9 protein-coding genes are annotated in these 14,708 nt (G+C 68.7%); 3 read left to right on the forward strand and 6 right to left on the reverse strand.

The window, feature by feature from the left end; genetic code table 11:
* Positions 1–62: 62 nt before the first annotated feature.
* The 6 genes from IT359_18870 to IT359_18895 form a co-directional block, all read right to left on the reverse strand.
* Positions 63–2,543: a penicillin acylase family protein gene (locus tag IT359_18870; GenBank protein MCC6931062.1), complete on the reverse strand. Its 2,481-nt coding sequence runs from the start codon at positions 2,541–2,543 to the stop codon at positions 63–65.
* 390 nt (positions 2,544–2,933) lie between these two features.
* The gene (gene lepB, locus IT359_18875) at positions 2,934–3,713 is read right to left on the reverse strand and encodes a signal peptidase I (protein MCC6931063.1); all 780 of its coding nucleotides are present in this window, start codon (positions 3,711–3,713) and stop codon (positions 2,934–2,936) included.
* A 127-nt stretch (positions 3,714–3,840) separates the two neighbouring features.
* A complete protein-coding gene (locus IT359_18880; protein MCC6931064.1) occupies positions 3,841–4,212 on the reverse strand; it encodes a hypothetical protein in 372 nt (123 codons plus the stop codon).
* Positions 4,213–4,703: 491 nt separating this feature from the next.
* Positions 4,704–6,353: an alpha/beta fold hydrolase gene (locus IT359_18885; protein MCC6931065.1), complete on the reverse strand. Its 1,650-nt coding sequence runs from the start codon at positions 6,351–6,353 to the stop codon at positions 4,704–4,706.
* Positions 6,354–6,446: 93 nt separating this feature from the next.
* Entirely contained in the window at positions 6,447–7,337 is an 891-nt protein-coding gene (locus IT359_18890) for a deoxyribonuclease IV (protein MCC6931066.1), read from the reverse strand.
* Positions 7,338–7,491: 154 nt separating this feature from the next.
* Complete coding sequence (locus IT359_18895) at positions 7,492–10,020, reverse strand: Ig-like domain-containing protein (GenBank protein MCC6931067.1); 2,529 nt, start codon at positions 10,018–10,020, stop codon at positions 7,492–7,494.
* Between the two features lie 310 nt (positions 10,021–10,330).
* Between IT359_18895 and pruA the strand changes: the two genes are divergently transcribed.
* From pruA to IT359_18910, 3 genes are read left to right on the forward strand one after another with little or no spacing between them, the layout of a single operon-like run.
* Positions 10,331–11,989: an L-glutamate gamma-semialdehyde dehydrogenase gene (pruA, locus tag IT359_18900; protein MCC6931068.1), complete on the forward strand. Its 1,659-nt coding sequence runs from the start codon at positions 10,331–10,333 to the stop codon at positions 11,987–11,989.
* A gap of 36 nt (positions 11,990–12,025) precedes the next feature.
* A complete protein-coding gene (locus tag IT359_18905) occupies positions 12,026–13,735 on the forward strand; it encodes a glycosyltransferase family 39 protein (GenBank protein ID MCC6931069.1) in 1,710 nt (569 codons plus the stop codon).
* A 7-nt stretch (positions 13,736–13,742) separates the two neighbouring features.
* Positions 13,743–14,660, forward strand: coding sequence for a PhzF family phenazine biosynthesis protein (locus IT359_18910; protein ID MCC6931070.1), 918 nt, complete (start codon positions 13,743–13,745; stop codon positions 14,658–14,660).
* Positions 14,661–14,708: the final 48 nt, after the last annotated feature.

The raw sequence follows: 14,708 nt of genomic DNA on the forward strand, positions 1-14,708 counted from the left end.
CCCAGCGAAGGCTGGGGGGGGATGAGAGTGACGACGCGTTGCGTCGCCGGGGCGCTGCGTCGTCACCGCGTTCGAGGCGAGGGGGGTAGTTCCAACCAGAGGAGTTGCTCGGTTTCCTGTTCCACTCGTGCGCGGGAGTAGACCAACGGGAAATACTCGTCGCGGGCCCACAGGGGGAGAAGGTCGCCGTAGTGGCGGCTGCGCGGGTCAGCGGACTGCCCGGGGACGTTGGTCACGACGGAGCGATCGAAGTTGGCGAGGTCGATGATCTCGCGGAACGAGGCGCCCGAGCCCTGCTTGAAGTCGCGCCCGCCGGTGGCGTAGACGGTGTTGGCATCGCCGCCGCGCGACGCAGGGGGGAGATCGTACTTCGCGGTGAGTGGATGCCGGAAGATGGCCTGATGGATGTCGCCGTAGCGCCACTTGGCGCGATCGGCGCCGAAGCGGCGCGTGAGCTCCGACGTGGCATCGTCGAGTGCGCCGAGGAGGAGGGAGTCGGTGGCGCCGCTGCTGGGGCGCGCGAGGACGCTCTCCAGCCACTCGTACTCGGCGCGCGCGGCGAGCGTGCGGGCGACGTCGGGGGCGTCGGCGAGCTCGCGCGTGATGGCGCGACGATACACGGCCGGGGCCCACGCCGAGAAGATCGTGGGGGCCACCTGGTCGCGCGACATGTGGAGGTTCCACTCGGCGAGGAGTCGCAGCTCGGGGCGCGATGCGGCTCCCTGGCGCCTGGCGGCGTCGACGAGGTGCGGGACGAGCGCCTCGGCGAGCTTCGAGCGATCGTCGTGCTGCAGCTGACGGAAGTCGTCGATGGAGAAGAGGCGCGGCTGGCGCAGCACCTCACGCACGCGGTCGATGCGATAGCGCGACGCCCATTCGTAGGCGAGCGGGATGGGGTAGCCCGGGGGGAGGATGTTGTGGTTCGCGGTGGCGATGAAGCCGTCGGCGGGGTTGAAGGCGCGCGGAAGCTCCATCCCGGGGACGAAGCCGTTCCACTCGTGCGATCCCTCGCCGGGAACCGGGAGGAGTCCGCTCCAGCTGCGCCGGGGCATGATCCCGCCGGCGACCCAACCGATGTTCCCGTCGACGTCGGCGTAGATCATGTTCTCGCTCGGCATCAGCCAGCGCGACATCGCCTGCTGGAACTCGTCCCAGTTGCGCGCGCGATCGAGCGAGAGCGAGGCGAGGTATGAGGCGGTGCCGGGCTCGGTGTGGACCGAGCGGAGGGCGATGCCGCGTTTGCGCGTGCTGTCGACGGAGAGGAGCGGGCCGTGGACGGTATAGCGGATCGTGACGGTGCGCGGCGCTTCGCCCTTGATGCGGATCGTTTCGCGGTGCGATGCGATACGGCGCCAGCGTCCGTTGTGGCGATAGCAGTCGAGTGAGGATTCGGTACGGTTGGCGGTGGAATGGTTTGGTGGGGTGGGGGTGGGGGAGGTAGTGTGTTGTTGGGGGGGGCCCCCCACGCCGCCGACCTCACCCGCCTCACTCGCGCCTTCCGCGCCACCCGCCTCACCCGCCTCACCCGCCTCACCCACCTCACCCACCTCACCCGCCGCGCACGCGCCCAGCGTCTCCACGTACACGTCCTGCTGGTCCATCCCCACCACGGTGAGTCCGAACGCGATGCGCTCGTTATGCCCGATCGACACGCCGGGCGACGCCGGCTCCCCTGCCCCGATCACGTTCCACCCCGGCGCCACCAGGTGTGTCAGGTAGCGCACCGCGGGATTGGTGATGACGCGATGCGGGTCGTTCGCGAGGATCGGCATCCCGGTCGCCGTCTTGCGACCGCTCACCGTCCAGTTGTTCGACCCCTCGATGCGGTTGTAGGCCACGTCGGCAAACGCCGCGCCGAACCCCCCTAACGACGCAGAGCTTATCCCGGCGAGATCGAGCCCGCCCACCGGATCGAGCGCGCGCGCCGGCTCGGCCGGGAGCAACGCGTCCACGCGCGCCGCGCCAAGCCTGGCGACGAGTTCGGCACGCAGCACCTCGGAGGATGCGTTCGACACGCCCGAGAGCCCGGTCGAGCGTGCCAGCGGAACCTCCGGCGTCCACGGCTCGGGACGGAAGCCAAGGAGGGCGAACTCCGGGGGGAGCGAGTCACCTGCCATCGCGATGTAGGCATTCACGCCGCGCACGAAGGCGGTGACGATTGCCTTGGTGTCGGGCGCGTACGACGCCCATTCCTTCGCCATGTCACCGCGGTAGCGAAAGGTGCGCGCAAAGCGGTCGCGCTCCACGGCGGCCGGCCCCAGCACCTCGGCCAGCCGCCCTTCACCCGCGCGTCGCCACATCTCCATCTGAAAGAGGCGATCCTGCGCGGCGACGAACCCCTGCGCGAAGAAGAGGTCGGCGGTGTTCCTGGCGTAGATGTGCGGCACACCCCAACGGTCGCGACGCACCTCCACCGGCGCCGTAAGTCCCCTTACCCGCAGCCGCTGCTCGTCGACCGCGCCGTCGCTCGCGCGCCACGCGATCGCCCCCGACGCCGCGAGCGCCATCACGCCCGCAAGGATCCACCTGCGTTGTACCGCCATGTCGGTTCCCGTCCTGACGCCATCGTGATTGTCGTCGCGCCGCCTGGCACGCCTCGACAACGTTGCGTCACACGAACGGTCGTGCGGAAGGGTGCGGTGCGAAACGCTTGCCGCGTTGGTGCGGCGATGCAGGGTATCGCGCGCGTGCCCGAGAGAACCCTGCTACACGAAGACACGAAGGGACGTAGTCGCCAGGGGAATCGAGCGCGTTCTCTCGGGCACACCCTCGGCTCGTCTTCGTGTCTTCGTGCCTTCGTGTGACAAGCAGTTCCCTCCCCTCCCCAACGCACCCACCCCCCGCACTCCCAAAGAAAACGGGGCCGCGCCCGCGCGGCCCCACTCCCACTCCCGTCGCCCCCCAGCCTTCGCTGGGGCAAGCTTTCCCCGTCCCTACTTGATCCAATGCCCAAGCCGCCCCCACCGAATCGCCGTCAGCCCGGGCAGCGCGTTGGGCGAATCCGGATCCCACGAGTAGTACACGAAGAGCGGACGACCGCGGAAGTTCTCGCGCGGGACGAGTCCCCAGTAGCGCGAGTCCTTCGAGTTGTAGCGGTTGTCGCCCATCATGAAGTAGTGCGCCGTCGGCACCACCAGCGGCCCCCAGTTGTCGTGCGTGGGCTGCGCCGGCGCGGGGCCAAAGCGTGACGTCTTGAGCCCGACCTCCTTCTGCCAATCGAACAGCGGCGACACTTCGTTGGGGTCACCGACTTCGGACGTGGCGCCATAGCCCTGCCGCTGCTCGATCCCGTTCACGAAGAGCTTCGCATCGCGCATGTAGAGCGTGTCCCCTGGCAAGCCGACGACGCGCTTCACGAGCGTCGGCGTCGGATCCCACGGCTGGTCAACCTGCGGCGGCGAGACAAAGACGGCGATGTCGTAACGCGCCGGCTCCGCGTAGCCCGGGAGGTTGACGCTCGTGAACGGGATGTTGGGGCCGAAGCGCAGCTTGTTCACGAAGAGCCAATCGCCCACCAGCATCGACGGGATCATGCTCCCCGACGGGATGCGATACGCTTCGAAGAAGAAGGCGCGGATGAAGAGGAAGAGCAGGACCGCGCCCGCGATCCCCTTCACGTTTTCCCAGAGCACACCCTTCGACAAGCCGGCGCTGCTCGACTTCTTCCGTGACTGGGCGACAACGTTGCTGGGCTTGGATGACTTCTTGGCCATGCGCTTGCGCGTGCAGGAGGAGTGGGAGCGGTGAATCTAACTACGTCGGGGACGCCCGCGGGTTCCAGACGCACGAAAGGCGCGCCTCGGGAGAGACGCGCCCTTCGAAGCCACCTGGATCAGGCGCTTACTTCTTGAGGTGCTTGTTGACGAGCGCCGTCATCTTGAACATGTCGATCGTCTTCTTGCTGCCGAACACCTTTCCGAGCGCTTCGTCCGGATTGATGTTGCGCTTCACCTTCGAGTCCTGCAGACCGTTCTTGTGGATATACGCCCACAGGTCCTTGGCGACCTGCGAACGCGGACGCGGCTTCGGGCCGATGACCGCGGACAGCTCCGCGCTCGGCGTCATCGGCGCCATGAACGCCGGATTCGGCTTGCGCTTCGCGGCCTTCTTCGCGGGCGCCTTCTTGGCGGCGGCCTTCTTCGGAGCAGCCTTCTTCGCAGCAGCCTTCTTGGGCGCGGCCTTCTTCGCAGCGGCCTTCTTCTTAGCGGCCATCGTTCGACTCCTGAGTGATGGAAACGTGTATTCCCCCGGTGGAAACCACGAATTCTTCGCCGCAAAAACTAAGAGCGAACCGGTGAGACGCAATAGGGAATTGCATCTCGCTCCCTATGAAAATCGCGCTTTTCCCTAGGGAAACACACGCGTTCGCACCGGACGCGACATGCATCAGATGGCATTTCTCCTGTGAGAAACGCCACTTCACCCAGCAGGAAACGTCGTCCGCGCGCCGCGCCGTGGCGTCGCCCCGACGTGTTGCACATCACGTCGCGCCCCAGTGAAAACGGCGTTTCTCCTGGGAGAAACGCCGTCTCGACAACGCCGGTCCCTGCACAGCACGCCGTCGTCCATCCGCAGTTCGCACGGTACGCACGGCCAGCTTTCCCGTCGCGCTCCCCGGGGAATCACTCGCGCGAACCACCCCCCGTCGCGCGTGTACGCCATGGGGAAAACTCAGCTGCAGCGCAACAGCTCAGCGCAACAGCTCAGCGCAACACGTCCCGCAGCCAGGTCACGAGCGCGGCGAGCACGTCGCTCCGCACCTGCGCCTGCGGGAGCGAGGCGTACTTCTCGGGGTTGCCATCGGGGTCCTGCACGAAGAGGTGGTTCGCCTGCGCGAACATCTGTCGCGTGACTCGGCGATTGCCTCCGGAGCGAATGGCCTGCTCGAGCGCGGCGGCCTGCTCCGCCGTCACCTGCTGGTCGGTTTCACCCTGCAGGATGAGCGTCGGCACCTGCACCTTGCGCGCCGTCGCCAGAGGATCGTGCTCGACGAAGAACTTGAGCCAGGGCGATGTCCCGGCCAGCGAATCGACCATGGCGTCGACCTTCTGGAGCGCCGAGTCACGCCGCGCGCCCTTGTACGAGGTGTCGCGCTTGATCGAGTTGCCGAACTGGTAGCGAAGGATCGTGCGCCCGGTCTGCGAGGGGCCAGCCATCAGCACGATCCCGCGTAGCGACTTGTCGGTGAGCGCCACCATCGGCGCGATGAGGCCCCCTTCGCTGTGTCCCACCAGCGCCAGGCGCGTGCCGTCGATCTCGGGGCGCGAGCGCAGGTAGGCGAGCGCCGAGCGAATGTCGTCGGCGAAGTCGGCGCTCGTTGCGGCTGCATGACTCCCGGTGGAGGCGCCGTATCCGCGATCGTCCAGGCGCAACACGGCAATGCCATTGCGTCCCAGCGTGTCCGCCACCTGGCGGAACGGCCGGTATCCCTTCACGATCCCGATGGCTTCGTCCCGATCTTCGGGACCGCTCCCGGTGATGGTCACCACCGCGGCGACCTTGCCGTTGCGCGCCGTGGGGATCGTCAGCGTGCCGGCGAGCGTGTGCCCCTGCGGCGTGGGGACGGTGACATCTTCCGCTGTGTAGGGTGCACCTGGCGGCGCCGAGTAGTCGCGCTTCTCCATCGCCATCGCCGCCCCCGCGGCGCGCGTCCGCGCGATCGTCACGCCCTGTGCGGGAATCGAACCGCCCGTGATGGAACCAGTCGCATCGACCGCGAGATACACGGGGAGCCCCCCCAGCGAGACGACGACGGTGTCGCGGCCACGGCGCGCGACGCGCGTCATCGCCGTCGTTCCGCCCTGCAGATTCCACACGGGGACCTCCACCGAATCGCCGCCCATCGCGCGCGCGCGCTGCACGATCAGCTCGACCATCGCGAACGACGGGTTGAGGTACGGGATCGCACCGGGCTTCGTGGCAAAGCGTTGCGTTACCGTGCGCCCACCGCCGGTGAGGTCGGCGATGACGCTGTCGCCCGTGAAGCGCACCTCGCCCTGCTGCATGGGCGGTGAGTTCACGTCGGCCGTGGCCAGGCGCGCCGCATTGGACAAGTGCGTGGCGCGCCCCTCCGCGTCGGTGTCGACGCGGATGTGGATGCGCATGTTGGCGCCCTTGAGCAGCAGCTCCGACTCCAGCCGCTCGCGCGTGCGCCGCAGCCGCTCGACGGAGATGGTATCGCTCCCCCTGATGAGCAGGAGCGCCTCGCCCCTGGCGGGCGCCTGCGCGCCAGCGCGCGACACGCCTGGCGAGGCAACAGCGGCAAGCGCGACAACGGCAATGGCCACTGCCGTGGATGCAGCGCGCGGGCGGTGAGAAGGGTGGTTCGACAGGTGGTGCGAGGTGGCGTGCATGGTCGGCTCGGGTGAAGGAAGGCATGGAGGCGCCGCAGGCTGCACCCATCCCGCCCCTGCCACCGGCGCCCCGCTCACAGCATCGGGACTTCGTTAGGCTACCAGCGACTGCAGCAGCGCCATCATCCGCACGTCCCACGGATCGGGGGAGGCGTCGCCGTCGGCAATGTCCGGGTACTCCTGCGGCGTCTCGAGGATCAGCGGAATCTCCTGCGTGCGCGGGTCCCGCAGCAGCCAGCGAAAGGCGTCGACCCCGATCTTCCCCTCGCCGATGAGAGTGTGCCGGTCCTTGTTCGAGGCAAAGTCCCCCGCGGAGTCGTTCAGGTGCAAGAATGCGGGCGCCTCACCGATCACGTCAGCAAAGCGATCGAGAAGCTCGGTCGCCTTTCCCGGCGCGCTGTGGAAGTCGTGGCCGCTCGCGAACAGGTGACAGGTGTCGAGTCCGTAACCGGCGCGCGCGCGCAGCTTGGCCGGGAGGCGCGCCAGCATCCCGGCGATCTCCTGCGGCGTACGCCCCATGGTGCGCCCCGCCCCCGCGGTGTTCTCGATGAGGATGCGCGAGCTGTTGGGGTGTTGCGCCAGCGCAAACGCCATCGCGTCGCCCACGCGCTCCACCGCCCCCGCGGGATCGCTCTGCCCGGCCGACCCCGGGTGGAAGCAGAAGCCAAGGACGCCGTACGTGGTGGTGCGCTCGAGTTCCTTGGCCAGCCCCAGCTTGGCGCGCTCGTACTTCTCCGGCTCCGGCGATGCGGTGTTGAGGACGTAGGCCGCATGCACGAGGCAGTGCCGCTTCTCGATTCCGGCTGCCTCCACCGCCGCGGTGAAGCGTGCCGCCTTCTCGGGCTTCACGCTCGCCTTCTCGTTGTAGAACTGCGGCATGCCGCTAAAGATCTGCAGCGAGCGCATCCCGGCCGCGCCGGCGCGCGCAGCGGCCATGTGGGGGCCGCCGGCACCGATCGTATGGGCGCCGAAGAAATGGGGCATGGGGCGGACGGGGGACGGGGGACGGGAGTGCGCGGCTGCGCCGCGCCACGCCTGCATGCGCAAGCTCGGCGCCAGCGCCCAAAAAGGAAAGCGCCGACGCGCCCCGCGCGTCGGCACTCCCATCTCCCGTCCCCCGTCTCCCTTCCCCCGTCCCCTAGTTCACCCGCACGATCCCCAGCCCCACAGACGCCGGTGGTGCACCTCCCGTGAGGTTGCGGATCCCCAGCGCCTGCGGAAGCGTCTGCGTCCCCGACAGCTCCCACACCGCGAAGCCGCCGCCGGGGAGGGAGAAGACGTTCGACGTCGTCGAGGGGAAGGTTCCGAACGACGTGGCGCGCACGTTGACGGGCCACGACCGCGGGAAGGCGGGCGAGCCGTCACTGAAGCGGAGCGACGCGCTCATGTTCGAGAAGATGTCGCGCGTGTTCCAGCTCGTGATGCGCGCGCGCGCGTCGCTGATCGTCCCTCCCGGATAGTTGTCCGACGCCGCGGCGATCGAGAAGTACCCCATCATCTCCGCCCAGGTCTTCCCGGTGCGGTTCTGGAGGTTCGTGATCCCGACGTCGTTTTGCTGCTGCACCAGCGAGCGCAGGAAGACGCCTTCGTCAGGGCCGCCGTACGTGTCCGTCACCCAGCGCGCAAAGAGCCACGACGAGCCGTAGATCACGTTGTCGCTGCTGTTGATGATCGACTTGGACTCGTTGGACGCGTAGTGCCGGTACAGGAAGCCCATGTGATGGCCGATGGCCTCCACCGGGTCGGTGCACCCGAAGCGCGTGTCGGGCGGGCGCACGTAGTCGCAGATGATGCCATCGCTCCACCGGATGTCGGCGCGCTGCCCCTTGTTGCCGTACAGCTTGCGCGCCCACAGCTCGGTGGCCTGCTGCGCCGTCGCTTCCTCGAGCCACCCCACCTCACCGGAGTCCGCGTCACGGAAGATGCGCTCGGCGAACATCACCACATGCTTGAACTCGTGCAGCAGCGTTCCGCGCACGTAGTGACGCCAGTCGGCCAGCGTCCAGTTGGCATTCCCCGAGGCGTTGGGGTTGGGCACGAAGGCGTAGAAGTACTCCCCCTCGTTGCTGGGCGGACAGGCAAACGACTGGTTGGGGGGATAGCTCTGCGGCGAGAAGTCGCACGACGTCACGAAGCCGAGGAGCGAACCGCCGCTCGAGATCGTGTAGTCGTTCACCTTCTTGGAGAAGACGGCAATCACTCTCCCGTTGTTGTCGTACTCTGCGTCGAGCACGAGCGGGTCGCCGAAGTTGGAGAGGTAGCCGAACATGTCGCGGTCGAACTCGGTTCCGATGGCCTGGTACTCGGCGTCCATCGTCCCGGCGAGCGGCGAGAGCGAATCCTCCATGATGATGAGCTTGGGCCCCACGTACACGACGCGCACGCGCACCGAGTCGTAGGTGGTGTAGTTGCCGAAGGTCTTCATCATGCGTTTCCAGAACTTGGTCCCCAGCGCTGGCGGGTCATCCACCGCGGTGTTGTAGCTCACACCGGTGCGCGCCAGGGCGGCGCGGTCACGCGCGCGCTTGGCCTGCATGGCGGCGCGCTGCCTGGGGTGAGCACGCATGAAGTCGATCGACGATTGCAGCGCGGCCGCGTGTCCCAGGGCGATGCGCTGGTCGCGCGTGGGGGCCGCTACCGTGGCGACGGGCCCCAGCGTTGGTGTCAGCTGCGCGCCCATGGCGTAGGTCGTGGCCGGCTTGAGCAGCGCCGACGTCGCAGTCGTCAGCGCCGCGCCCACGAGCTGGAAGCTCGCCGAGGCGGTGGAGGAGGTCCCGTAGTTGAATGCGGTGACCACGTACGTACCGCCGGTGGCGGCAAACTCGTTGCAGCCGACGTCGGTGGCTCCCGTCAGCAGCATCGACTCGCCCACGGCGAGCGTCCGCTGCTTGGCCATCGACAGCACTGCCTGTGCGGCGATGGAGTCGCCAGCGACCGAGACGGAGATGGGGACCGGGCCGGTCGGCGTGCACGGGAGCGCGGTGGCCACCGGGACGATGAGCGAGATTGCCGTCGCGGTGGCAGCGGTCACCGTGGCCTGCACGCCGTTGACGCGCACCACGTTGTTGACGAGGTCGGGGGCGAAGTTGGTGCCGTTGATCGTCGCCGCGGTACCGGGCACCCAACTGGCCGGCGCCACGCCGGCAATGGTCGGCGCGTTGAGCGAGCGGACGAGGAAGCGCACCGAGTCGGTCTTGCCTTCGCTCGTGGCGCGGATGTAGGTGGTCCCCGCCAGCACGCCGGTCACGAGCCCCTGCTGCGTGACGGTGGCGATGCTTGGCAAGGCGCTCGACCAGGTGAGGGAGCGCCCCGAGAGCGAGCGCCCGATGGCGTCGAGCGTGAGGGCGCTGAGCTGTGACGTCCCCCCCTGCCTAACGCTGGGGGCGCGGTTGTCGATCACGACGCTCGCCACCGGGATCTGGAGGACGGTGATCGACGCGCTCCCCCCCACCCCTTCCGACGTGGCGGTGATGGTCGCCGCGCCCGGTGTCACCCCGGTCACCACGCCGGCGTTATCGACCGAGGCGATGGTGGGAGCGCTCGAGCTCCACGTCACCGTGCGCCCGGAGAGCGTGTTCCCGCTGGCATCCTTGGCCGTGGCGGTGAACTGCACCGTCGCCCCCGCCTCCACCTGCGAGGCGAGCGACGACACCACGACAGACTTCACGGCAGGCGGTCCCGAGGACTCTCCGCCGCATCCCGCCACCAGCACCGTTGTCACCACACCCACTACTGCCGACAGCCGAAGTGCACGCATTCCACGCCTCGCGCGAGGGAAACAAGAACGGACAACCTACCTGACACCCATGGTGCCCCGCGATCCCTACCCCGTCGCGTTGGCGCACCATTTTGACCCGGACTATCTTGCCGTCGCCCGGGTCACCGCGCGCACATCCTCACATGCGCGTCTCCCGGCGCGCTGGCGCCGCGCCCGGCGGCAACCCCATAAAGACCTTCTCACTGCCTTCAAGGTTCCCATGAGCGACTCCGCCCTGCGCCCCGGCGCAGCCGGCTTCAATGGTGTCCGGCGCATCCCACCCGCCGTCAACGAGCCCGTCCGATCCTACGCCCCGGGCTCCCCGGAACGCGCCTCGCTCAAGAAGCGCCTCGCGTCCATGGCCGAGGAGCGCGTCGAGATTCCCGTCATCATCGGTGGCAAGCCGTTCACCACCGGCGACATGGGGCACTCGGTGATGCCGCACAAGCACGCGCACATCCTGGCCGACTTCCACAAGGCCAACCCGGCGCAGGTCGAGCTCGCCATCAAGTCGGCGGTCGATGCGCAGCGCGAATGGTCGCAGTGGAACTGGGAAGATCGCGCCGCCGTCTTCCTGCGCGCGGCCGACCTCCTGGCCGGCCCGTGGCGCGATACGATCAACGCGTCGACGATGCTCAACCAGTCCAAGACGGTCTTCCAGTCGGAGATCGACGCGGCCTGCGAACTCGCCGACTTCTGGCGCTTCAATGCGCAGTACGCGCAGGAGATCTACCACGAGCAGCCGTTGTCGTCGGCCGGCGTGTGGAACCAGAGCGACTATCGCGCGCTGGAAGGATTCGTCTACGCCATCTCGCCGTTCAACTTCACGGCGATCGGCGGCAACCTCGCCGGCTCGCCGGCGCTGATGGGGAACGGCGTCCTCTGGAAGCCGGCCGCAACGGCGGTGCTCTCCGGCTACTACATCATGAAGATCCTCGAGGAGGCCGGGCTCCCGCCGGGAGTGATCAACTTCGTCCCGGGCGATTCGGTGATGATCAGCGACAAGGTCCTGACGCACCGCGACCTGGCCGGCGTGCACTTCACGGGGAGCACCGGCGTCTTCAACGCGATGTGGAAGACGATCGGCGGCAACATGTCGAACTACCGCTCGTATCCGCGCATCGTGGGCGAGACGGGGGGGAAGGACTTCATGCTCATGCACCCCTCGGCCGATGCGCAGGCCTTTGCCGTGGGGCTCGTGCGCGGCGCCTTCGAGTACCAGGGGCAGAAGTGCTCGGCCGCGTCGCGCGCCTATGTGCCCAAGTCCAAGTGGGCCGCGGTGAAGGACGCGATGGTCGCGATGATTGCCGACATCCGCATGGGCGACACGCGCGACTTCCGCAACTTCATGGGTGCCGTGATCGACAAGAAGGCGTTCGACAAGATCTCGGGCTACCTGGCCGACGCCAAGCAGAACGCGAAGATCGTCGCCGGTGGCGGCGCGCGGGGCGACGAAGGGTACTTCATCGAGCCGACAGTGATCGAGGCCCCGGCGGCCGACTATCGCACGATGTGCGAGGAGATCTTCGGCCCAGTCCTCTCGGTCTTCGTGTACGACGACGCCAGGTGGCACGAGACGCTGGAGACGATCGACCGCACGTCGCCGTACGGGCTCACCGGCGCCGTCTTCTCCAACGATCGGCAGGCGGTGCGCGAAGCACTCGTCACGCTGCGCAACGCGGCGGGGAACTTCTACATCAACGACAAGTGCACCGGCGCCGTGGTCGGGCAGCAGCCGTTCGGCGGCTCGCGCGCTTCGGGGACGAACGACAAGGCCGGCTCCAAGCTCAACCTGCTGCGCTGGGTGAGCCCGCGCTCGATCAAGGAGACGTTCGTGCCGCCCACGTCGTACCAGTATCCATTCATGGGCGCCGAGTAGGGCGCTCGAGCGCTCCATTCGGCTCATTTGCGCGCAATGTCCGGTGCTCCGCGCGGCGCTGTCGACCCCTCGGGGTCGCTGGCGTCGCGCGCTTCGCTTTCGGCGACGGCGAGCGCCGCGGCCACGCTGGTCGCCGCGGCGCTCGCCATCCTCCTCCTCATCCTGCAGTACGCCGGTCGCATTTCCCTCCAAACCGACGAAGCAGCCATCGCGCTCAACTTGCGCAGCCGGTCGTTTGGGGAGCTGTTGACGCGCCCACTCGACTACGCGCAGATGGCCCCGCCGGGGTGGCTGGCGATCGAGTGGGGAGCGTTGCGCCTGCTGGGCCCCTCGGAGTTTTCACTCCGGCTCGTCCCCTTCCTCGCCTCGGTGGCCGCGGTGGTGCTCAGCGCGCGGCTGGCGCGCCGCGTGAGCGCCGGCGTGGCCCCCGTGCTGGCCGTGCTCTGGCTGGCGACGGCGTGGGACTTCCTCTTCTACGGAACGCAACTCAAGCAGTACGGGAGCGACGTCGCCGTGGTGTTGGCGCTCGTGCACCTGGCGCTCACCGTCGTCGAGTCGGATGACGCGCCCTCGTGGCGGGCCGGGCTCCTCGGGGGAGCGGCGATCCTCTGCTCGCTCTCGGGAGCCGTCGCCGCATCCGCGCTCGGGCTCGTGCTCGCCGTCGACGCGGTACTGCGCGGCGGCGTGCGACGCGCGTTGCAGCTGACGCCTCTCCTCCTGCCGTGGGGCGTTGCCGCCCTCGCGGTCTCGCTCTGGACGCTGGCGCTCGCGCCGGACGAGCTTCAGGCGTACATGACCAGGTTCTGGGCCTACACCTACCCGCGCTGGCCGTTGCGCCCGGCGGCGGTGATGGCGTGGCTCTGGGACACCCTCCGCCAGGCAGCGTTCGCCCCAATGTCGGGGGGGTGGCAACGACACCTCCCCAAGCTCTACGGGCTCCTGTTCGTGGTGGGCGTGGCGCTGCAGGCGCGACGCAACCGGCGGCAGCTGGCGGTGATCCTCGCCCCGCTCGCGATCGCCGTGGCGCTGGCGATGGCACATCGCTACCCGATCGGCGGGCGCGTCACGCTCTTCATCATCCCCGGACTCCTCCTGTTCACGGCGATCGGTGCCGAGGGGATTGCGTCGCTCGTGCGTCGCCTCGCGCCGCGCGTGCAGCTGCCGGCAGCGCTCGGCGCGTTCGGCGTCGCCGCGGTGCTCGCCTTCCCCGCGGCGCGCACCATGGGCGGGAACCTCCCCCCGGTGTGGGGCGACAACGCCCGGCCGCAGGTGGAGGCGCTCGCCACGGCGGTGCGCGACGGCGACGACGTCTTTGTCCATCACTCGATCGCCAAGCCGTTTCGCTGGTACTGGGCGCTCGCGCCGCACGCCGACGTCCCCGTGAGGTACGGACGCTGCTACAGCGGCGACCCGCGCCCCTACCTGTCGCAGGTGGACTCGCTGCGTGGGCGCCCCCGCGTGTGGGTCGCCACCACCGACCCCAGCTGGAACAGCTACCCGATGGTGGCACAGTACGTTGCAGCTGTCGGCCCGGTGCTGGACAGCGTCGTGGCCACCGATGCCCCCAAGGCCGTGGCCAGTGCGCGCCAGACCGTCTACCTGCGCACCTTCGCCGACCCCGCCGCGCTCGCGTCGGTGCAACGCGACACTGTCACCGTCCACCCCAACATCATCGTCGACTGGATCGCCTGGACCTGCTTCGGCTCCGAGGCACGACCGCTGATTCACCCTTCGCTCTGGCAGTAGCACAACCATGGCCCTTCGCTCCTACGCCTTCCACACCACCGACGTCTTCACGTCGACGCGCTTTGGCGGCAACCAGCTCGCCGTCCTCACCGACGCGCGCGGGCTCTCCACGGCAGAGATGCACGCCATTGCCCGCGAGTTCAACTATTCGGAGTCGACGTTCGTCCTCCCGCCGGACGACCGGTCGCACACGCGTCGCGTGCGAATCTTCACCCCGGGGGGCGAGGTGCCCTTTGCCGGGCACCCGACGGTGGGGACCGCGTTGGTGCTGGCGGTGACGGGCGAACTTCCGCTCGACGGCGACGAGACGAAGATCGTCTTGGAGGAGGGGGTGGGGCCGGTGGCCGTCTCCATCCGCGCCGCGAACGGCGTCCCCGACTTCGCCGAGCTGTCGGTGGCCAGGCTCCCCGAGGTGCTCTCCCCCGTCCCCGCCGCCGACGTGCTGGCGGCGATGCTGTCGTTAGGCACGGACGACCTGGCCGGGGGCGCGTTCCACCCGCAGGCCGTCTCCTGCGGGCTCCCCTTCACCTTCGTCCCGCTGCGCAGCCGTGACGCGGTGCGCCGCGCGCGCCTCAAGCTCGACCTCTGGGAGTCGGCCCTCGCGCGCACGCCGGCCCACATGGTGATGGTCTTCGCCCTCGACGCCGAGGACCCCGCACACCAGGTGCGCGCCCGCATGTTTGCGCCGGGCGAATCGGTCCCCGAAGACCCGGCCACCGGCTCGGCCTGCGCCGCGTTAGGCGGGTACCTCGGACTGCGCGACCACACCGCGACCGGCACGTTGCGCTGGATCGTGGAGCAAGGCTACGAGATGGGACGCCCCTCGCTCCTGCACGTGAGCTGCGACAAGCGGGTCGGCGCCATCACCGCCGTCCGCGTGGGCGGCTCGGCGGTCCTCGTGTCGTCGGGAACTATCCGCCTGTAGTCGACTCGCAAGGAAAACGGCGCGCTCGCCGGGCGCGCCGTTCGCATA

This window comes from Gemmatimonadaceae bacterium (genome assembly GCA_020852815.1).
Lineage (GTDB): Bacteria > Gemmatimonadota > Gemmatimonadetes > Gemmatimonadales > Gemmatimonadaceae > SCN-70-22.

Bases quoted from the DNA above. Each gene is read 5' to 3' on its own strand.
- IT359_18885 (MCC6931065.1), bottom strand. From the start codon at position 6,353: ATGCACGCCACCTCGCACCACCTGTCGAACCACCCTTCTCACCGCCCG.
- IT359_18880 (MCC6931064.1), bottom strand. From the start codon at position 4,212: ATGGCCGCTAAGAAGAAGGCCGCTGCGAAGAAGGCCGCGCCCAAGAAG.
- pruA (MCC6931068.1), top strand. From the start codon at position 10,331: ATGAGCGACTCCGCCCTGCGCCCCGGCGCAGCCGGCTTCAATGGTGTC.
- IT359_18870 (MCC6931062.1), bottom strand. From the start codon at position 2,543: ATGGCGGTACAACGCAGGTGGATCCTTGCGGGCGTGATGGCGCTCGCG.
- IT359_18890 (MCC6931066.1), bottom strand. From the start codon at position 7,337: ATGCCCCATTTCTTCGGCGCCCATACGATCGGTGCCGGCGGCCCCCAC.
- lepB (MCC6931063.1), bottom strand. From the start codon at position 3,713: ATGGCCAAGAAGTCATCCAAGCCCAGCAACGTTGTCGCCCAGTCACGG.
- IT359_18905 (MCC6931069.1), top strand. From the start codon at position 12,026: ATGTCCGGTGCTCCGCGCGGCGCTGTCGACCCCTCGGGGTCGCTGGCG.
- IT359_18910 (MCC6931070.1), top strand. From the start codon at position 13,743: ATGGCCCTTCGCTCCTACGCCTTCCACACCACCGACGTCTTCACGTCG.